Below are 19,724 nucleotides of genomic sequence, written 5' to 3' on the forward strand. Positions count from 1 at the left end.
TGGGTGGTGCGTTACAGGGGCCACAAAGGGCGGGGTCGGCATTAAGATGGGAAGCATGGTTGATAAAACGCGTGTGCCGCAGCAGCAAGACCGGATGTCAGTTCCGTTTTCCCCTCCTGATATTTCCCCTGAGGATATTGACGCGGTGGTGGATGTGCTCCGTTCGGGGTGGATTACGTCTGGCCCGGTGGGGGAGCGTTTTCGCGATGCGTTAACGAACTACTGTGGCAGCGCGGACACGGTTTTGACGAACTCGGCGACTGCGGCTTTAGAAACCGCGTTGCGGGCCCTGGGGGTAGGCCCGGGCGATGAGGTGGTGGTGCCGGCCTACACGTACACGGCGTCTGCATCAGTAGTTGCCCACACCGGGGCGACGATCCGGATGGTTGACGTGCAGCCGGGACGATTTGTGCCGTCGCCGCAGCAGTGGGCGCAGGCGATTACGGAGCGCACTAAGGCGATCATTCCCGTTGACTTGGCGGGTTACCCGGTAGATACGGCGGAATTGTTTGAGGTTATTGAGTCGCATCGGCACCTGTTTAAACCCGCTAGTGACTTGCAGGAGGCATTGGGACGGGCCGCAGTGATTGTCGACGGGGCGCACTCATTGGGGGCGCGGCGCGACGGTAAACGTGCGGGCGCGCTGGGGGACTTCACGGCGGTCAGTTTTCACGCGGTTAAGAACCTCACCACAGCAGAGGGTGGGGCGCTAACGTGGCGCAAAGAACTTCCGGTGGGGCCGGAGCTAACGCAGTACGTGCAACAACTGATTTTGCATGGGCAAACCAAAACCGCACTCGAAAAGTCGCGAGGAGCCTCGTGGGAATACGATATTGCATTCCCCGGCTACAAAATGAACATGCCGGATATAACCGCGGCCCTGGGACTGTCGCAACTGGGGCGGTACGAGCAAATCCTACGGCGGCGCGCGGACCTCATAAAACAATACGACACCGGCTTAAGTGGACTGCCCTGCACGCCGTACGCACACCGGGGGCAAGGTTGGACGTCGTCAGGCCACCTGTATTTGCTGCGTCTAAATGGTAAAGACGAGGCGGCGCGGAACCGCTTTATTGACCAAATGTTTGAACAGGGCGTGGCGACGAACGTGCATTACAAGCCACTGCCGATGCTCACGGCGTATAAGCAGCTGGGGTTCGACATCGCCCACTACCCGAACGCGTATGCGCAATACGCCAACGAGGTAACCTTGCCTTTACACACGCGGCTGACGGACGCGCAAGTTCAATATGTAGTGGAATGCGTTAGAGAAATAATTTAAGCCTGGGGGCGGCGCGCGCACCCGCGGACCGGGTGGTTGCCGCTCGCGTTGGGTTCCGGTTGCACCGCGCGCTGGTGGTGGATTGCAGCGCTGGTTGCGGTTGGTGGTAATTGCATGTGGTGGATTGCAACGCTGGTTGCGGGTTACTCCTGGGATTGGGAGTGGATAGAGGGGGAAGTGGGACTATGGATTGTCCAACGATTAGCATCGGGATAATAGCGTTGAATGAGCGCGCGTCTTTACCGGACTTGCTGGCTGATATTGCGCGGCAAGACTATCCGGCGGAGCGGATCGAACTGGTACTCGTGGATTCAGGTTCGACCGATGGCACGCGCGAGTTGATGCACCGCGTTGCGCGCAAGAATCCGTACTCAAGCGTGATCGTGGCGGATAACCCGGGACGCATTCAGGCGTGCGGGTGGAACGTGTTTTTACGCCGCTTCACCGGTGAGGTAGCGGTGCGAGTCGATGCGCACGCGCGTGTCGCACCGGATTTCTTATCCGCCATCGCCGCAGTACTGGCCGAAGGTGAGGACGTGGTCGGTGGCCCGCGCCCAGCGATCGTGCCTGACGACGCGGGAGAGTGGGAGCACGTGTTGTTAAAAGCCGAAACGTCCGTGTTCGGATCTTCCCCAGCTAACTACCGCGGGGACACGCGTGAATCGAAGGGGAAGCCGGCGCAGCGGGAATACGTGAACTCCCTGTTTCACGGCGCGTACCGGCGGGAAGTGGTGGAAAAAGTAGGGTTCGCAAACGAAGCTCTGGTGCGCACTGAGGACAACGATTTTTACTACCGGGTCCGCCATGCGGGATACCGGCTGCGGTTTGACCCGCGGATCCGCTCTTACCAATTGATCCGCCCGAACCTGCGGGCCATGGTGAAGCAAAAATACGGCAATGGCTACTGGATTGGCCGTACCCTGTTCATCCAACCCGGATGCGTGGGCAAACACCACTTGGTACCGCTCGCGTTCGTCACCGCACTGGGCATCACGGGCGCAAGAGCAATAGTGGGGAAACCCGGGTGGTTTACCGCTGTGACGGGTTCGTACGCAGCCGCCGACGCCCTCATGAGCGCGTCCGCACAACCTGGTGACCCCAAAACCGCGGTCACGCTCGCGGGGATTTTTCCACTGCTGCACGTGGCGTACGGCGCGGGTACCCTCGTGGGAATTGCGCGTGGAAGCGTGCAGTACCTACAGCGCAAACTCCGCAAAGCCAAGCGGTAGATCAATCGCGTGCCCGCCGCAGATGGATCGTAAGTTAGCTAGATGACCAGGAGGTTCCCGTGCCCCGTTTTTCCGTGATCATTCCCTACTACAACGGTTCCGCGCACCTACCCACCTTGGTGCGCACCCTCGAACCCCATGACGTGGAGGTGATTGTCGTTGACGATGTCTCTACGCGCCGGCACGCGCAGAACCTCAAGCACGTCGCAGAAAAACACGGGTGGACGTGCCTGCGGCAACCAAAAAACCAAGGACCCGGCCCCGCGCGTAACCGCGCGATCCAAGCCGCCACCGGGGAATACCTGATTTTTTTGGACGCCGACGATCAGCTTGCCCCCTCAATAACCCAACAACTGGAACGGGTGGTGGCTGACCACGAACCCGACATTATTGCTTACGACCTGCACGCAGTGACCCCGAAAACGGACTTCATCTACCCCATGGTCGCCGACGAACACGCGGGCTGGGTGGAGCCGAGTGTCGCGCTTGCACTAATCATGGGCATAACTTCGGGTAAATGCTACCGGCGCAAATTTGTAACCGAAAACGACCTGCGGTTCGCGCCGTTGCGCCGCCACGAAGACACGGTGTTCACAAAAACGGCGTGTGCGCGAGCGGAAAAAATCTTCTACCTACCCGAACCCCTGTACCAGTACTCCGTGGACCCAGGTTCCCTATCTGCGCGCAACCGGGCGATAACGATTGAGAACTCGTTCGCGGCCTTCAGTTTTATTGCCCAGCACGTTGGGGACCGTTACCCGGACGCGTTGGAATACGTTTACATCCAAGAAGTAATTATGTCGTGCGTGATGCAGGTGAATCGGGCGCGGCTTAGCGGGCAGAAAATGCGGACGCTATTTGACAAGTTTGAGGCCCAATACCCGCACTGGAGCAGCAACCCGTTCTTGCGCTCGCGGGCACCACTGCGGTATCAGGTAATGGCACAGCTGGTGCACCACCGCAGTACGTGCGGCCTGAGGGCACTGATGCTTGCCGACGCCGCTGCCCGCAAAATCCGCGGCGTTAACTAACGGTTGCACCCGTGTTCTAGCCGTGTTTTGCCCGCATGGTGGCTGCATTAACCTCCGGGCGGCGCTCCCCACGCCCACGCACAGGCAGGGCTTACTTCATGATTAGTTCAACGAGGATGTTGATGGAGTTTAGGATCGACTGCCCCTTACCCCGCGAGTAATCCGTGTACCGAATGTGCGTGGGCATCTCTTTCCACTTCAACCCGGTGTCTAACAGTGCGTACACAATCTCGGTTGCGTGCGCCATCCGGTTTTGCTTCAAATTCACCTGCATAGCCGCATCCCTGCGGATTGCGCGCAGCCCATTGTGCGCATCCGTCAGCACCGCCCCGGTGCGCAAACGCGTGATGAACGCTACGAAACGAAGCATTATGCGCTTAATGAGCCCAGCCTCAAGCTTGCCACCCAAAAAACGGGACCCGAACACGAACCCTAAATCTTCTTTCTCAGCAGCCTGCACCATTGCGAGCGCATCGTTCACATCGTGCTGACCATCCGCGTCAAAAGTCACCAAGTACCGGCCATCAGTTTGGGTGAGGAAAAAATCAATCCCCGTTTGTAACGCCGCTCCCTGCCCCAAGTTAACCGGGTGGGTAGCCACGTAAGCACCCGCAGCATGAGCCTCCTGGGCAGAATTGTCGCGCGAACCATCATCTACGCAAATAATGTTCGGAAAAGTACGCTTGGCTTCTTCAATTACGTTCCTAATTACTGTGCCCTCGTTGTAAAGGGGAATAACTAACCACGTTTTATCTACCAAGCTCATGCTCCTCATTGTGCCATGAAAAACCCGTAATCCACGCATTCGAAATGTGATCCACATCGATTTCCAAGCAAACCCATGGGCGGGTAAACTCGAAGCAGTCAACATTAAGGGAGACGTATGGCAACGGTTGTTAGTAGTGCTGACGTATCTGCAGACGCCCAGTTGGGTGACGGCGTTAAAGTTTGGCACCTAGCGCAAGTTAGAGAACACGCGCAGTTAGGTGAAAACTGCATCATAGGCAGAGGTGCCTATATTGGTGAGGGCGTGCGGATGGGCAATAACTGCAAAGTTCAAAACTACGCCCTCGTGTACGAACCCGCTGTGATCGAAGATGGGGTGTTCATCGGACCGGCCGTGGTCCTCACTAACGACCACTTTCCCCGCGCCGTAAACCCTGACGGTACAATCAAATCTGCGTCCGACTGGGACAGCGTGGGAGTAACCATCAAAGAAGGAGCCGCCATTGGGGCGCGCAGCGTATGCGTCGCCCCCGTGACTATTGGCCGTTGGGCCACCGTAGCAGCTGGAGCGGTAGTGACGCGCGACGTGCCCGACTTCGCACTGGTAGCTGGTGTGCCCGCAAAAAGAATCGGTTGGGTCGGAAAAGCTGGAGCGCGATTAGAAGACCGCGGTGACGGCGTGTTCGTCTGCCCGCAGACCGGTTCGCGATACCGTGAAGTAAACGAAGATCAACTGAAAGAGGAAAACTCTCATGAGTGACATGATTCCCGCAGCTCACCCCCTGATTGGTGAGGATGAGATTGAGGCAGTTTCCGAGGTACTGCGTTCCGGCATGGTTGCGCAAGGACCTCAGGTGGCAGCGTTTGAAGAAGAATTCTCTAACCAAATGGTTTCGGGTGCGCACAGCGTAGCGGTGAACTCCGGTACGTCCGCGCTCCACATTGGGTTGCTCGCCAGCGGAATCGGCCCGGGGGACGAAGTGATCGTTCCGTCTTTCACGTTCGCTGGTACCGGCAACTCGGTAGCCATCACGGGTGCCTCCCCAGTGTTTGCGGACGTTGAACTCGACTACTACTGCCTGGATCCCGAAGCGGTTGAAGCGGCAATTACCCCGAAGACCCGCGGCATCATGCCGGTGCACCTGTACGGGCACCCCGCGAATATGCCGGCTTTGAAAGAGATCGCGCAAAAACACGACCTCATGCTGTTTGAAGACGCAGCCCAAGCCCACGGCGCGGGCATTGACGGGCAGAAAGTAGGTACGTTCGGTACGTTCGGCGCGTTCTCGTTCTACCCCACTAAGAACATGACGTCCGGTGAGGGCGGGATGATCACTACGGGTGATGACGAACTGGCGCGCAAAGCCCGGCTGATTCGCAACCAGGGGATGGAAAAGCGCTACGCGAACGAACTCGTGGGCCTTAACAACCGGATGACGGACATTCACGCGGCAATCGGACGGACGCAGCTGAAGAAGGTGGAAGCGTGGACGAAGAAGCGGCAAGAAAACGCTGCATTCCTCACGCAGAACCTGGAAGGCGTAGTGACCCCCAAGGTGGCGCCGGGCGCGGAACACGTTTACCACCAGTACACGATCCGCGTGGTTGAAACGGACCGGGATCGGTTCATGGAGGCGCTGCGCGATGAATACCAGATCGGCTCCGGTGTGTACTACCCGATTCCGAACCACCGTCTGCCTTCCCTAGCTCCGTACGCCCCGAACCTCGAGCTGCCCGCCACGGAAGAAGCGGCGAAGCACGTGGTGTCCCTGCCGGTTTACCCCTCGCTCACACAAGAAGAGCTTGACCGCATCGTCACCGCGGTGAACGCGCTCGCTAAGGCGGGTGCGTAATGACTAAGTTGCGCGTAGGTGTACTTGGCCTGGGGTCGATGGGCCGCCACCACGTTCGGAACGTGCGTGAAAATGATGACGTCGACTTGGTGGCGATTGCAGATCCTAACGGCGACAGGTTCGAAGTTGCCCAGGGGATGGAAGTCCTTTCGGGCGTAGACGAAATGATCGACGCGGGGATTAATGCGGCGATCGTTGCGGTTCCAACTGTTTACCACCATGAGGCTGCGTTGAAACTCGCGCAGGCCGGGGTGCACACGATGGTGGAAAAACCCTTGGCGGCGTCCCTGGAGCAGGGCACGGAAGTGGTGGAAGCGTTTGAGGAAGCCGGCCTGGTGGGCGCGGTTGGGTATGTGGAACGCTGCAATCCCGCACTTCTGGAAATGCGGCGGCTGCTGTCTGAGAATTTCTTGGGGGAGATCTACCAGATTTCTACCCGGCGCCAGTCCCCATTCCCCGCGCGGATTTCTGACGTGGGTGTAGTGAAGGACCTGGCAACCCACGACGTGGACTTAACCGCTTGGGTTGCAGGTTCACCCTATAAGTCCGTGTATGCGCAAACTTCGTACCGTTCTGGCCGCGAATTTGAAGACATGGTGACCGCGTCCGCACGGCTAGAAAACGGTGTGCTCGTGTCGCACCTGGTTAACTGGCTGACTCCGTTTAAAGACCGGATGACGATTGTTACCGGTGAGCGGGGCGCGCTGGTGGCGGACACGGCGATGAGTGATCTGACGTTCTACGAGAACGGTAAGTTCCCCCTCGAGTGGGAGCAGATCGCTGCGTTCCGCGGTGTTTCCGAAGGCGTGGTAACCCGGTTCGCGTTGATTAAACGCGAACCACTGCGGGTGGAGCACGAACACTTCTTTGACGCGATCCAAAATGGTGGGTCCGAGCACGTGTCGATGCGTGAGGGGCTGCAAACCATGCGGGTTGTGGAAGCGGTGTTGCGTTCCGCAGAGTCGGGTGAAGCGGTTCAACTCTAAGTGTTCACGCGGATAAAAGAATACGTAAAAACGGTGAGTGAATCCTCACCGTTTTTACGTCACGTCCTCACCCTGGTTTCTGGTACCGCTATCGGCCAGGTAATCGTGTTCTTGATGATGATGATCATCACCCGGATGTACGGCAGCCAAGCGGTTGGGGAACTTGCTTTGTTCAACTCCTTCGTGGGCATCATCGTTGCGGTGGGCGCGGGCCGCTACGACATGGCTTTGATGCTGGAGCACGATGATCGCAACGCGAAGGTCATGCTGCTGCTAGCGTTGCGGCTGCTGGCGTTCTCCGCGGCGGTCGCGACGTTGGTTCTGGTGCTGGCGCGCCCACTCTTGACTCAGCACTTCACCCCCGCTCTGTCGCGCATGATACCCCTGGTGGGCGTCGCTGCCTTTTTGCTGGGTGGGATGACTGCGATCCAGTTTTGGTTTAACCGCAAAACTGAGTACAAGACCATCGCTTTGAACCGTCTGAACCAGCAGGTGGGGTCTACGGGAAGTCAAGTAGCCGTGGGGGCCGTGGGGTTCCGTGGTCTCCCCGGCATGGTCACTGGCCTGATTGCGGGCTACGCGATCGCGTTCACGTCGATTATGGTGCGGGCAAAGGATTTTCGCCGGCTCGACACAAAGGGCGCGGATTCAATGCGTACGCTTGCGCGTAAGCACTGGAAGATGCCGGTGTTGAACGGGCCGAACGCGCTGGTGGATGCGCTGCGGTTAAATGGCATTAACTTACTGATCGGGATGGCGGACGCGTCGGCGTTGGGCCAGTACGATATTGCTAACCGCGTGGTGAACGTGCCGGTGATCTTAATCAATTCCGCGGTTTCGCAAGTGTTCTTTCAAAAACTTTCGCTGGTTAAACCGGGGGACATGTACCGCGAGGTGAAGAACGCGGTGGTGCGATCCATCAAGATTGGGGTGCTACCGTTCGCTGTCCTGTACGTGGTGGCGCCCTGGTTGCTGCCATTCGTGTTTGGTTCGCAGTGGGCAGATTCGGGGTATTACGCGCAGGCACTTATTCCGGGAGTGGCGATGCTGCTGATCACCTCCCCGATTTCAACGATGTTCGTGGTCACTGGGACCCAGCACTGGCTACTTGGTTTCGCCGTATTCTATGCGGCGGCTCCACTGGCTTGGCTGTGGTTCTCTCCGTTCGAACTGCTGCCCACGGTTTACGGTTTGGGTGCCGTCCTGTTCGTGTGCCTTGTGATCATGACGACCATGTCGCTTATCGCCGCTAAACGCTACGACCGCAAAGGAACTGACGCGCAGTAGTCGCCGCTGGGCAACGTGCGCACTACGCAAGCACACTAGAAAAACACGTGGCAGATACCGTGCGGCACGGCATTATTTAGCGCCCAGCAAGTTCCTGGTACAGCTGCTGGTATTGGCGGGCAATGGTGTGGGGTTCGAACCGGTCACCTACGGTTGCAGCGATTTCTTGGGCGCTGAGGTTCTGGGTGCGCCGGTGGACGTCTTCGATCGCGTCCGCGTATGCCACCGGGTCTTGAACCGGTACGGTTGCGCCCACGCGCGGGTCAATGTACTCACCTTGACCACCGTTCGCACCCACCACGAGGGGCCGGCCGTTAACAATCGATTCCGCTGCGGCCACAAAGAAGTTATCGGCCCGAGTGGGGCCAAAGAAAATGTCTGCCTCCCCGAGGGCAACCCGTACTTCAGCGGGCGATTTAGTGCCCGGGAAGGTGGCGTTCACACCGAGTTCCTTAACGAGCTGTTGCGCCGATTCCCTCAAGGGCCCTTCTCCAAGCCACGTTAACGACACCGCATGCCCGCGATCTTGCAGTACTTTCAGTGTTTTTACCGCGATAATCGGGTCTTTGCGTTCAATCAACGCGCCCGTGCAGATCAGTCGCAAGTCTTTCGGATCAGGCCGGCGCGGCATCAAACGGGTTGGTGAAGGTACCTGGCACGGAATAATCTCAATGCGTTTACTGCGCGCTGGGCGGATTGCGTCCGCTAAGAACTGGCATACGGAAACCGTTACGTCCGGCAGTGCGGACATCTTCAACAGGTACGGCAGTAGTTTCTGTTCGCGTTCACTCAGGGTGCTGGGGGTAGTGATGGCAGACCAGTGCTCGGTATGCACCCACGGTTGCTTCGGGCGTTTAAACACAAACGGTTCGATTGCGCTCAGGGCTTGCGTGTGCACGATGTCCGCGCCCTCCAGATAAGGGGTGAGCGCAGTTCGGGCCCGCATCATATCCACCGGGTTCTTAGTAGACATGGGGATTCGGATAGTGCGGATCCCCTCAACGTAGGTTTGCCGCACGCCATCGTCCTCATGCGGAGGAACCAGGTGTAACACCAGAATATCCAAGCCCGCACGCTGGAACGCGGTGGCATCTTTCAACACGAACGAACCGGAAACGGGATTGACCCGGGTTGGAAACCACGGCGTGACAATAGCGATACGCAACTGCATCCTCCAGCGGATATCAAAAGACTACGAAGCGTTTATAGACTACCATGCTGATGAGGGACAATTTGGGCGCAACCATAAGAGGGGAAGCATGAATCAGCTAGTTCTGGTGCTTACAGATTTTTTTCCGTACGAAGTAGGAGAAGAGTTCTTTGAGCAAGAAATAGGGTACTTAGCTGATGCGGTTGATGAGGTACTGTGCGTGCCCATGCGGGCGCACAAACCCGATCGGCAAACCCGCGCCCTACCAAAGAACGCGAGCGCGGTGCTGCCAGATCGACCGTTCAGCGACAACAAGTGGGTTACCGCTGGCGCGTACTTGCCGAAACTCATGGCCACGTGCCCGGAACTGGTGGACTGGAGTAACTGGCGTAAACCTGAATGGATCATGATGGATATCCGGTTCGGCACCCACGCGTTAGAGGTCTACGACAGGGTGTCGAAAGCGCTTAAAGGCAAGGATTTTTCGCAGTACTCGTCGGTGGTGCTGTACTCCTACTGGTTCTACACGGGCGTGGCGGTAGCGCAGCAGCTGAAAGAGAATGAGTTCAAAGGGGTTCCGGTTACGATCATGTCGCGCGCCCACGCCTACGATGTGGACGAAGACGATTCGCCCCGCGGTTACCTCCCCGCCCGCCCGTATTTAATGCAGGTGGTTAACCGGGTGTGTGCGATTTCGAATTATTCTGAGGAGATTTTGAAGCGGCGGGTTCCGCAACTGGCTAACAAGGTTGCGGTGCGCCGGCTGGGGGTTCCGCAAGCCCGGCGGGTACGCCGCACCCGGAAGGCTCCGTTTTGGATTGTCAGCTGCTCGCACCTGGCGGATTACAAGCGTATTGAGCTGCTCATTGAGTCGCTCGCGGTGCTGGAAAGCTGGGGGTACCGTTTCCGGTGGACGCACGTGGGGGAGCGGGACCAAGCGAAGATTGCGGCTAAGCAGGCGTTGGTGAAAGAACTGGGGATTCGCAACGAGGTGGAGTTCACCGGTTATATCCCCAACGAGCAGGCGCGCGCCCTTTATGCGAATCCGGATATGAGCTTGTTCGTCAACTCTTCTACCGGCGAGGGTGTGCCCGTTTCGATTATGGAGGCGCAGGCTTATGGCCTGCCGGTGGTGGCGACCTCTTCGGGTGGTACCGCGGAGATTGTGCACGATCAGAGTAACGGGGTTGTGGTCCCGGTTGATTGCACTGCGGAGGATTTTGCGCAGGCGATCCGTCAGGTTATCGATAGTGATGATGAGCAGTACCAAAGCATGTGCATCGCTGCGCACGACACGTGGGATGCAATGTCGAACGCTAAACGGCAGTACCGGTGGATGGCTAACGACATCGCTAACCGGCTGAAGCAAACCGCGAAGTAACGCCAGGCAAACCGCGAAGTAACGCGAAGTAAACCTCGAAGTAGCGTTGGTAGCATGGCGCGTGAAATGCGACACTTGTAGTGGCAAATTGAGGGGATTTTCGACCCTGGACTTATAAAATTACGTCCATGACATATCCAGATGTGGTACTTGCGCATCGATACAGTTCCGACAGCATCGAGGTCCGACTCGCAGCCGCCGGGTGGCGCAAGATTGAGGGCACTGATTCGCAAGGTAACGCCTACACGTTGTTTTGGCGCTCTAACTACCACCAAGTTGCGCCGCAGGGGTTTTCGATAGAACAACTGCAACGCTGGGCGACGCGCCAAACCGGGATGTTCGCCGCCGTAGTGATTTGCGCAAACGAGGCCGCGATAGTGACGAACCGGTCGCGCGCGTACTCTGTGCTGTTTGCCCACGCCGCAGGTAAGTGGGTGATTGCTGACCGGCCTGAGCCGCTGCAAAATGAGTTCGGGCTCAACGCGTTGAACCGCGCTGCGGCAGCGGAGTTTGCGCACACCAGCTTCGTTGTTGGCACCGACACGTTGCTGCAGGGCGTGAGTGCGGCGCCAGCGGGCAGCGTGGTTACCCTCAGGCCAAAAAATGGGAAAGATAGCGGGGAAGGGACGGCAAAAATCCGCCCCTACCACATGCATGGTTACGGGCCTGAGGAGGTTACGGACCCCGTGCAGATGTCCCAAATGATGAAGCGGGCGCTGGAAGTGGTGCTGCGCCGCACGATGGAGTATGCGGATGGGCGGCAGTTGTTGATCCCGCTTTCGGGTGGGATTGATTCGCGCCTGCTGGTGGCGTTACTGAGCCGCGCGCAGTACCCGAATCTGCGCGCGTTTACGTACGGTAAAACGGGTAGTAGCGAGGTCGCGATTTCGCGGCAAGTAGCCGGCCGTTTTGGCGTGAGTTGGGTTGGTATCGATTTGGATCCGCGTGAGGTCCGCCGAAGCTGGGCTGGGAGCGAGGCGAAACGGTTCGTGGAGTACTGTTGGGACGCGCAGGCACTGCCGCATATCCAGGATTGGTATGCGCTGTCGCAGCTAAGGGCGCGTGGCCTGGTGGATGAGGATGCTGTAGTTTTGCCTGGCCACACGGTGGTGGGGGTGTGGCACGATGAGCTGAGTGAAACACCTTTAGGGCAGCAGCTAGACACGCCAACCGAGGAGCTGGTGGAGATCATTAGCCGGCACCACTACATGCTGCGGGGCGAACCTTTGTTTGGGGCGCGGTGTGCTTATTCGAAGGCGAAGATTGAGCGCTTTATTGAAGATTACCGCGCGTTCGCTAGCGTGCCGAGCCGAGTCAATATTGTGGAAGCATTTGATGTGTTGAACCGGCAGTCGAAGTACATTAATAACTCCATGCGGGCGTACGAGTTTTTTGGCTACGGTTGGGATCTGCCGATGTGCGATGTGGAAATGTGGCAGGTGTGGAACCAGGCGGGGGCGGTATTTCGCGATAATGCGCGCACGTGGTACCGCGAGTTTACGGATGCGCTTGTGGCGGATGAACCTGTGGAAGGCGTGTTTGGAGCGCGTCAGACGCAGGCGTTGTCGCAAGAACAGCTGAAGTATCAGGGGGCGCCAGTAGATCGGATTCCCCCGGCTTTGCGCCGCGTGCTGATTCCGATGCTGATCAAGATCGGTCTGCGCCACAAGCTCAACCGGATGTCCAGCATTGTGACGGAGATGCGCCACCCAATGGCGTTCGAAGCGTTGTGCGGAAATCTGTCGCAAAGTGAGATTGGCCTCCGTCTGTTGGGTGGGATGCGTCAGATTGGCCTTTATTGCGAGCTGTTCTTGGATAATCAGTGGAATCAAGCAAATGTGGTGCCTCCGCTACGGTAGGTGATGGGTGCAGGTAGAGTGCTAGACTCAGCTAAGTTGTATCCACTTTGTGTTCAGCTGGTGTACCGCGCGACGATTTGAAGGGATCTGTCCATGCCTGCCTGCGTATTCCATACGCCCTATGCTCTTGAGCCGGAACGGGTTTCTGCATCAGCTATCCGCCCTATCAAGATGCGTGATGCGTTGGAAGAAGCGGGGTACAAGGTATTTGAAATTACTGGCCACGCGCGTGAGCGGCGGGCGCGGTTGCGGTATTTGCGTGAGCATATGGATAACGGTTTGCGCATTGATTTTGTTTACAGTGAGAACGCGACGATTCCACCGTCCATTACGGAACCGAAGCACCTGCCGGTGTACTTGGGGTTGGATCGGGCAATTTTTCGTTTTTTCCACCAGCAGGGCGTGCCGGTAGGGGTTTTTTACCGCGATATTTATTGGAAGTTCGATTCTTTGTGGCGCAGCCAGGTGGGAGCGTTGGCGTGGCCGCTGACCAAGTTGTATCAGCACGAGGTTGCTACGTATAACAAGTATGCGGATGTGGTGTATTTGCCGAGCCGGCGCATGGAAGCGTTTGTGCCTGAGTTGCACGCGACTACTTTAGAGTTACCCCCGGGCGGGCAGCTGCGTGGTGATGGCCAGGTGCCGGCGCATTTTAATGTTTTTTACACGGGGAGTATTACCGGGCAGTACCGGTTGAAGCCACTTACGCAAGCGGTAGCAGATTTGCCTGAGGTCCGAGCAACTCTGTGTGTTCCGCGCAATCAGTGGAACGAGCATGGGCATGAGTACCCAGCTTGTGAACGCATTCAGGTGTCGCATGCGTCTGGTGATGGGTTGGACCCGCTATATGATGCTGCGTCTGTGGCGTTTGTGGGGTTGGATTCGCAGTACGGTAGTTTTGCACAGCCGGTAAAGTTTTATGAGTATTTGGCTGCGGGTAAACCGGTGATTGCGAATACGGGAACACTGGTTGCGGAACTGGTTGAGCAGATGAATGTGGGGTGGGTTGTGAACAATGAAGTGGCTGATTTGAAACGGTTGCTGGCCCGCCTGCAGTCTGATCCGCAGGAGGTCAAGGCGGCGACGCAGCGGGTGCTGGCGTTGCGGCACCAGCATACGTGGGTTGCGCGTGCTCGGCAGGTGGCGCGCGACCTGATGGGAGGGGCAGCATGATCGCTTACGTGGCTTCGCGGATTTTTATGCCAGAACCAGCGGCAGCGTCTTTTCGACTAAAAGCCTTAGCTGACGCCTTGTCAGAAAAATGTGTTACGCGGGTTTTAACCACCAGAACTGAATCTGAAGCCGAGGAACAGGCTTTTGACGCGAGCGTCCCCTTCGCGGTCAAACGTTTCCCAGTTTTGCGCGATAAGACGGGTTACGTGCGCGGGTACCTGCAGTACATGTCGTTCGACATTCCACTGTTTTTCCGCCTGCTGGGCGTCCCCTCTGATGCCGTGGTGGTAAATGAGCCGCCACCAACCACGGGGGTGGTTACTGCTGCCGCTGCGCTTTTGAAGCGCTTCCGCCACGTGTACTACGCGGCAGATATTTGGTCTGACGCTTCCGAGTCCACCGGGGTGCCACCGATTGTGGTGCGCGCGGTTCGGGCAATGGAATCCTTTGCGATGCGACGGGCAGATGCCGTAATCGCGGTGAGTGATGGCGTGGCTCAGCGTTGCCGTGAACTGGGGGCAAAGCGGGTTGTAGTGGTCCCCAACGGTGTGGATACGCAGGTATTAACTCCCGAGGGGCCGCGCGGCCCCGTGGAAGGCGAGTACTTTATTTACGCTGGCACCACCTCGGAGTGGCAGGGGGCGGATGTTTTTATTCGCGCGGTACGTAAGGTGTGGGAGACTGCTCCGCAAACAAAGGTTGTTTTTGTGGGCCAAGGAGCGGACTGGCAGCATTTGCAGGCGGTAGCTGACGGGGATGAGCGCATCATTTTCCACGATCTCATGCCGCCGCAGGAAGTGGCGAAGTACTACCGCGGGGCAGTGGGGAATCTAGCGTCTATTAAACCCGGTTTAGGCTACGATTTTGCGTATCCGACTAAGATTTTGGCGGGTTTGGCATGCGGCACTCCCGTTGTGTACGCGGGCCCGGGCCCTGCCGTAGACGATATTGGCCAGTATGATTTGGGGGTTGCGTGCGCCCATGACGTTGAGGCTGTTGCCGATGCAATGCTGCAAGTGATGAATGATCAACTAGACCGGTCTCGGTTACATCGGTGGGTGGTGGAACATCGCTCTACGAAGAAGACGGGGTTGGATGCCGCGAAGGTCGTTTTGGAGGCGATGAATGGCTGAGTTGGGCACACTGCTGTGGCTATCGGTTCTTGCAGTGGCGGTAGCGTTCCTACCCGGTGCCCTGTGTGTAAGACTGCTGGGGTTGCGTGGCTTGAGCATGTGGGCGGTAGCGCCGGCGTGGACTGCGGGACTAACGACCGCGGCCTCACTAGCATTCTCGTTCCTTTCTATCCGCTGGTCACCGGTGTCTTTCGCAGTGTTTTTTGCCGTTTCCGTGGTGCTGTGCGGGGCTTTGGGGCTGCTGGTACTTGGGCGTGAACGGGTGGTACACGGTGCTTTTGCCGGGCACGTGTATGTGCGGATGAGTAGGCGCGACAAGGTATTGTTGACCGCCTTTATTGTGGTGGCGGCGCTGCTGATGTGGGTGCCGATCACGTTTGCTTCCGGGCTGGATTTACCACCGCAGCAGAATGATCCGATCTACCACATGTCGGCTGCGCAAGGCATTCTTAACACGGGGGATGCTTCGCCCCTAACCGCGTTCCGATCCATGTACGGCCTGGGTAGGGCTGCAGCGATTTACCCGGCGGTTTGGCATCAGTTGACGGCGTTGATAGCTACGCCTACGACAGTGGTGTTGGCTTCAAAAGCAGTGCTCTTGGCCGTGTGCCTCATCTGGCTGGTGACGATGGCTTCGTTAGCACAGGTGGGGCTGCCACGGCTGTGGGGGGCTCCGTTCTACGTAGTGGGCCTTGCGTCGATTTTGCCGGTGTTCCCCGTATACTTTTTGGTTACTACCGCGCGGTGGCCGAACGCGTTGGGGCTGGCGATTGTGCCGGGGTTAATTGCGTTTGCGTTAACGTTTTTTAGGGCAATTCGCAGGCCTGAGGACGATCCGAGCCACCACGTGCGCGTGCTAATAATTCAAGGGCTGCTGCTCGTGCTGGCGGTTGCGGGCGCGACCGCGGCGTATCCAGCTACGTTCTTCGCGCTGACGGTCACGCTGTCTGCGGGCGTGCTGGTGGGGAATGCACGCGTGTGGTTTACCTCTTGGACGTTTAAGCAAAAGATTGTGCGTTCGTCTGCGATCGTGATCGGGTTGTTGCTGGTGCTCATTGTGCCATTGATGAACACGAGTATTTCTAACATGCTGGAGTATAGCCAGAGCGTGGATTGGCACAATCCGATTTTCAAACTGTGGTCAGCAGTGTCGTTCTTTCCCCGTGGGGGCGGCGGGATCGTCCTCAAGCTGGTGTTGCTGGTAATGGGGGCCGCAATTTTGCTGGGGGTAGTGCTTGCTTGGCGCGCGGGTTACCTCAGGTGGCTGTCGGTGTCTTGGGCGATACTCACGTTGCTGCTGCTGAGCACCATGTTCCCTCTGGGCATCATCTCTATGTACGCCAGCGTGTTCTACGCGTCCACCTACCGGGTTATGCCAATTCTCGCGATCCCATGTTTGCTGTTAGCGGCGCTCACTGTGCACCTGGTTGTTACTGGCAGAGTGGGGGATGGCAAGCTGAGTCGGACTGTGCGAAGGCGCGTGCAGTTTTCCCCGAAGAAGCCGGTTATTGTGGCTACCTGCGTGCTCATGTTGCTGGGAGCGGGATTGCATGCACCGAACCGCGTGGCGGATGCGCACACGCTGTACGAACCGGGGCCGGATGATTTGTATGATCTGGCGGATGCGTCTGAGCTGGCGATGATTAAGCGAATTCCCGCTGAGGTGGAACCTGGGTACAAGGTACTGGGGGAGCCATCTAATGGTTCGGTACTGCTGTATCCGATGGAGAACGTGCCCGTGGTGTATAAGCAGTTGGAGTACTGGTCGGTTTCCCAGCCGGATGAAGAGAACATGTACTTGGCCAACAATTTCTGGCGGATCCACACGGATCCGCGGGTGTGCCAGATTTTGAAGAAGTACGAGATCCGCTATTTCTACTCAGATAACATGAGGCGATTCCCCGTTCCATCACAGTTGAGGCGGGGGCCTGGGATGTACAACGTGGATCTGTCCAAAGGCTTCACTTTGTTGGATGAGGGTGGGAGCGCCAAGTTCTGGCAGATTGATGCGTGCGGCCGCTGGTAGTGCTAACGCGGTCTTTGATGGGGTGTCCCAGCATTGCCGGTGGGAGAGGTTCCGGACGCGCAAGCTGGGAAAGGAGTTACTGCTGCGCGAGGAGTGTTTCAATAACCTTCTGCGCGGCATGTCCGTCCCCGTAGGGGGCAACATCCGTGTCCGTGGGGCGCGGACGCATTGCTGCGGACACGAGTTCATCACCGGGGTTAACCAGCACGTTCCACCCCAGCTCAACCGTTTCTACCCACTCGGTTTCCGTGCGCACAGTCGTACACGGTGTCCGCAGCAAGAACGCTTCTTTCTGCAGGCCGCCGGAATCCGTAATCACCCCGCGTGCATGCAGGCACGACGCCACTAAATCCGGGTACGCGAGCGGCGGGTGCGAAAGCAAATGCCCACGCTTAAGCGCCAACCCATGTTCTTTCGCCTTCGCAACCAACCGCGGGTGAGCGAGCAAAACAACAGGTGCATCCACCCGGGCCAGCGACTCCAACACGGCGTCCAACTGCTCTTTCGAATCCGTGTTCGCAGGCCGGTGAATAGTCGCTAGGAAGTACTCGCCTTCCGAGAAACCGAACTCATCCATAATCGGTGAGGGCCGGTGCGCCACCGAATCACGCGTTTCAAACAACACGTCCGTCATCACATCGCCCACCACTTTAGTGCGAGCTGCTAACCCCTCAGACGCTAAATGCTGCGCAGCCACCTCAGTGGGCGCCAAAAGCAAATCGGAACAGTGATCAGTGACCACGCGGTTAATCTCCTCCGGCATGGAACGGTTAAAAGACCGCAACCCAGCCTCAAGGTGCGCAACCTTAAAATGCAACTTCACTGCAGACAGGGAAGCCGCTAACGTCGAGTTCGTATCCCCGTACACCAGCACCCAGTCGGGCCGGTGCTTTTCTAAAATTTCGTCCAGCGCCGCCAGCATCGCGCCCGTCTGCTTACCGTGCGATCCAGACCCAACCCCCAGGTGCTCATCGGGTTTAGGGATCCCCAGATCCTCAAAAAAAACATCTGAAAGCATCGGATCATAATGCTGACCCGTGTGAACCACCGTGTGCTCAACACCCGCAGCCGCAGCCGCATGCGCAATCGGAGCTAACTTCACAAACTGAGGGCGCGCCCCCACGACAGACATAAGCTTCATAACTACTAGTTTACACAGCGCAAAAACGAGCCCCACCAGTTCCCAACCACAACCCGCGCAGGGGCTGTGGCTCACGGTTGCACGGCCATTTATAATATTGGAAGCTGTAGAATCGATTCAGCACATGAACGATCGGAAGGGTATCAATGCGCGTAGCAGTAGTTGCAATGGGGAAAATCGGCTTACCACTAGCCGTTCAGTTCGCAGAAAGTGGCCAAGAAGTCATCGGTGTGGACGTGAACCAGAAAACCGTCGACACCATTAACGAAGGTAAAGAACCCTTCCCTGGGGAAGCGCACCTAGCAGAAAAACTAGCGGAACTAGTGCCCGCAGGAAAACTGCGCGCAACCACTGACTATGCAGAGGCGATCCCAGACGCAGACGCGGTCGTTATCGTAGTGCCCCTGTTCGTCAACGACGAAACGTGGGAACCAGACTTCAAATGGATGGACGCAGCCACGAAATCACTGGCTGAACACCTCACGGCAAACACTCTCATTTCATACGAAACCACCCTGCCCGTCGGCACCACCCGGGGACGCTGGAAACCGATGATCGAAGAAATCTCAGGTCTCAAAGAAGGCAGCGATTTCCACCTCGTGTTCTCACCCGAACGCGTACTCACCGGCCGCGTCTTCCAAGATCTGCGCCGCTACCCGAAACTGATTGGCGCGCTCACCGAAGAAGGCGCAAAACAAGCGCGCAAGTTCTACGAAACCGTGCTCACTTTCGATGAACGCCCCGACCTGCCGCGTGAAAACGGGGTGTGGGACCTGGGGACAGCAGAAGCATCCGAAATGGCTAAACTAGCCGAAACCACTTACCGCGATGTGAACATCGGGTTAGCGAACCAGTTCGCGGTTTACGCAGACAAAGTAGGGCTCGACGTGAACGCGGTAATCGACGCGTGCAACTCGCAACCTTACTCGCACATTCACCGCCCTGGCATCGCCGTCGGTGGACACTGCATCCCCGTGTACCCACGGCTGTACCTATCAACCGACCCCGACGCCTCCGTAGTCCGCACCGCCCGCACTTTCAACGCCGGCATGCCCGCCTACGTGGTGGGGCGTGTAGAAGAGCTCCTCGGTGACCTCAAAGGGCAAACCGTGGCTGTACTCGGTGCCTCTTACCGCGGCGGCGTAAAAGAAACTGCGTTCTCCGGTGTTTTCGAAACCGTCAACCAACTGCGTGAACGCGGCGCGAAAGTATTGGTGCACGACCCCATGTGGACTGATGAAGAACTAGCCGGCTTCGGTTGGGACGCCTACCACCCGGGGGAGGAAGTTACCGCCGCGATCGTGCAAGCTGACCACGCGGAATACAAAACCCTCAAACCTAGTGACCTGCCTGGAATCAAACTACTTTTCGACGGCCGCCGCGTGACCGACCCGCAACTGTGGCAAGGTACGCCACGTATCGTGATTGGTGACCGCGTCCCAGAAGAAACTGGCCACCAGGCGTAAC

General features: G+C 57.7%; 16 protein-coding genes. 13 read left to right on the forward strand and 3 right to left on the reverse strand.

From position 1 onward, the window contains the following. Positions 1-55 precede the first annotated feature (55 nt). The 3 genes from QS713_RS03855 to QS713_RS03865 all read left to right on the forward strand — a co-directional run bounded on the left by QS713_RS03855 (position 56) and on the right by QS713_RS03865 (position 3,542). Positions 56-1,282: a DegT/DnrJ/EryC1/StrS family aminotransferase gene (locus tag QS713_RS03855; protein WP_313272569.1), complete on the forward strand. Its 1,227-nt coding sequence runs from the start codon at positions 56-58 to the stop codon at positions 1,280-1,282. 185 nt (positions 1,283-1,467) lie between these two features. Then, positions 1,468-2,511: a glycosyltransferase family 2 protein gene (locus tag QS713_RS03860; RefSeq protein ID WP_313272571.1), complete on the forward strand. Its 1,044-nt coding sequence runs from the start codon at positions 1,468-1,470 to the stop codon at positions 2,509-2,511. A gap of 59 nt (positions 2,512-2,570) precedes the next feature. Continuing rightward, a complete protein-coding gene (locus QS713_RS03865) occupies positions 2,571-3,542 on the forward strand; it encodes a glycosyltransferase (RefSeq protein WP_313272572.1) in 972 nt (323 codons plus the stop codon). Between the two features lie 91 nt (positions 3,543-3,633). Here QS713_RS03865 and QS713_RS03870 read toward each other — a convergent pair whose 3' ends face one another. Next, on the reverse strand, positions 3,634-4,308 hold the full coding sequence (locus QS713_RS03870; protein ID WP_313272573.1) for a glycosyltransferase family 2 protein: 675 nt from the start codon (positions 4,306-4,308) through the stop codon (positions 3,634-3,636). 117 nt (positions 4,309-4,425) lie between these two features. Here QS713_RS03870 and QS713_RS03875 point away from each other — a divergent pair, with 117 nt between their 5' ends. Genes QS713_RS03875 through QS713_RS03890 form a run of 4 tightly spaced genes read left to right on the forward strand, consistent with a single transcriptional unit; the run spans position 4,426 to position 8,394 of the window. After that, positions 4,426-5,028, forward strand: coding sequence for an acyltransferase (locus tag QS713_RS03875; RefSeq protein WP_313272575.1), 603 nt, complete (start codon positions 4,426-4,428; stop codon positions 5,026-5,028). Next, positions 5,021-6,121, forward strand: coding sequence for a DegT/DnrJ/EryC1/StrS family aminotransferase (locus QS713_RS03880; protein ID WP_313272576.1), 1,101 nt, complete (start codon positions 5,021-5,023; stop codon positions 6,119-6,121). Before QS713_RS03875 ends, QS713_RS03880 begins: the two co-directional genes overlap by 8 nt. Further along, a complete protein-coding gene (locus QS713_RS03885) occupies positions 6,121-7,107 on the forward strand; it encodes a Gfo/Idh/MocA family protein (protein ID WP_102216181.1) in 987 nt (328 codons plus the stop codon). The genes QS713_RS03880 and QS713_RS03885 overlap by 1 nt, the downstream gene beginning before the upstream one ends. Then, positions 7,108-8,394, forward strand: coding sequence for a lipopolysaccharide biosynthesis protein (locus QS713_RS03890; RefSeq protein WP_313272579.1), 1,287 nt, complete (start codon positions 7,108-7,110; stop codon positions 8,392-8,394). Between the two features lie 76 nt (positions 8,395-8,470). On the opposite strand, the gene QS713_RS03895 is transcribed toward QS713_RS03890, so the two are convergent. Continuing rightward, positions 8,471-9,559, reverse strand: a complete 1,089-nt coding sequence (locus QS713_RS03895; RefSeq protein WP_313272581.1) for a glycosyltransferase family 4 protein — start codon at positions 9,557-9,559, stop codon at positions 8,471-8,473. A 94-nt stretch (positions 9,560-9,653) separates the two neighbouring features. On the opposite strand from QS713_RS03895, the gene QS713_RS03900 reads away from it, so the two are divergent. The 5 genes from QS713_RS03900 to QS713_RS03920 all read left to right on the forward strand — a co-directional run bounded on the left by QS713_RS03900 (position 9,654) and on the right by QS713_RS03920 (position 17,116). Continuing rightward, positions 9,654-10,925, forward strand: a complete 1,272-nt coding sequence (locus QS713_RS03900; RefSeq protein WP_313272582.1) for a glycosyltransferase — start codon at positions 9,654-9,656, stop codon at positions 10,923-10,925. 128 nt (positions 10,926-11,053) lie between these two features. Then, positions 11,054-12,784 carry an asparagine synthase-related protein gene (locus QS713_RS03905; RefSeq protein ID WP_313272584.1) on the forward strand — a complete coding sequence of 577 codons (1,731 nt, stop codon included), beginning with the start codon at positions 11,054-11,056 and terminating at the stop codon, positions 12,782-12,784. Positions 12,785-12,877: 93 nt separating this feature from the next. Next, a complete protein-coding gene (locus QS713_RS03910; protein WP_313272586.1) occupies positions 12,878-13,957 on the forward strand; it encodes a glycosyltransferase in 1,080 nt (359 codons plus the stop codon). Then, positions 13,954-15,090 (forward strand): glycosyltransferase family 4 protein, encoded by a 1,137-nt coding sequence (locus QS713_RS03915; RefSeq protein WP_313272587.1) that lies wholly within the window; start codon positions 13,954-13,956, stop codon positions 15,088-15,090. Before QS713_RS03910 ends, QS713_RS03915 begins: the two co-directional genes overlap by 4 nt. Then, entirely contained in the window at positions 15,083-17,116 is a 2,034-nt protein-coding gene (locus tag QS713_RS03920) for a DUF6541 family protein (RefSeq protein WP_313272589.1), read from the forward strand. The genes QS713_RS03915 and QS713_RS03920 overlap by 8 nt, the downstream gene beginning before the upstream one ends. 76 nt (positions 17,117-17,192) lie before the next feature. Here QS713_RS03920 and wecB read toward each other — a convergent pair whose 3' ends face one another. Next, positions 17,193-18,257: a non-hydrolyzing UDP-N-acetylglucosamine 2-epimerase gene (gene wecB / locus QS713_RS03925; protein WP_313272591.1), complete on the reverse strand. Its 1,065-nt coding sequence runs from the start codon at positions 18,255-18,257 to the stop codon at positions 17,193-17,195. A 146-nt stretch (positions 18,258-18,403) separates the two neighbouring features. Here wecB and QS713_RS03930 point away from each other — a divergent pair, with 146 nt between their 5' ends. Then, on the forward strand, positions 18,404-19,723 hold the full coding sequence (locus QS713_RS03930; RefSeq protein WP_313272592.1) for a nucleotide sugar dehydrogenase: 1,320 nt from the start codon (positions 18,404-18,406) through the stop codon (positions 19,721-19,723). Position 19,724 lies beyond the last annotated feature (1 nt).

This window comes from Gleimia hominis, assembly GCF_032085515.1.
In the GTDB taxonomy this organism is placed as follows: Bacteria; Actinomycetota; Actinomycetes; order Actinomycetales; family Actinomycetaceae; genus Gleimia; species Gleimia hominis.

Bases quoted from the DNA above. Each gene is read 5' to 3' on its own strand.
- QS713_RS03900 (WP_313272582.1), top strand. From the start codon at position 9,654: ATGAATCAGCTAGTTCTGGTGCTTACAGATTTTTTTCCGTACGAAGTA.
- QS713_RS03855 (WP_313272569.1), top strand. From the start codon at position 56: ATGGTTGATAAAACGCGTGTGCCGCAGCAGCAAGACCGGATGTCAGTT.
- QS713_RS03905 (WP_313272584.1), top strand. From the start codon at position 11,054: ATGACATATCCAGATGTGGTACTTGCGCATCGATACAGTTCCGACAGC.
- QS713_RS03910 (WP_313272586.1), top strand. From the start codon at position 12,878: ATGCCTGCCTGCGTATTCCATACGCCCTATGCTCTTGAGCCGGAACGG.
- QS713_RS03870 (WP_313272573.1), bottom strand. From the start codon at position 4,308: ATGAGCTTGGTAGATAAAACGTGGTTAGTTATTCCCCTTTACAACGAG.
- QS713_RS03930 (WP_313272592.1), top strand. From the start codon at position 18,404: ATGCGCGTAGCAGTAGTTGCAATGGGGAAAATCGGCTTACCACTAGCC.
- QS713_RS03880 (WP_313272576.1), top strand. From the start codon at position 5,021: ATGAGTGACATGATTCCCGCAGCTCACCCCCTGATTGGTGAGGATGAG.
- QS713_RS03915 (WP_313272587.1), top strand. From the start codon at position 13,954: ATGATCGCTTACGTGGCTTCGCGGATTTTTATGCCAGAACCAGCGGCA.
- wecB (WP_313272591.1), bottom strand. From the start codon at position 18,257: ATGAAGCTTATGTCTGTCGTGGGGGCGCGCCCTCAGTTTGTGAAGTTA.
- QS713_RS03875 (WP_313272575.1), top strand. From the start codon at position 4,426: ATGGCAACGGTTGTTAGTAGTGCTGACGTATCTGCAGACGCCCAGTTG.
- QS713_RS03860 (WP_313272571.1), top strand. From the start codon at position 1,468: ATGGATTGTCCAACGATTAGCATCGGGATAATAGCGTTGAATGAGCGC.
- QS713_RS03885 (WP_102216181.1), top strand. From the start codon at position 6,121: ATGACTAAGTTGCGCGTAGGTGTACTTGGCCTGGGGTCGATGGGCCGC.
- QS713_RS03920 (WP_313272589.1), top strand. From the start codon at position 15,083: ATGGCTGAGTTGGGCACACTGCTGTGGCTATCGGTTCTTGCAGTGGCG.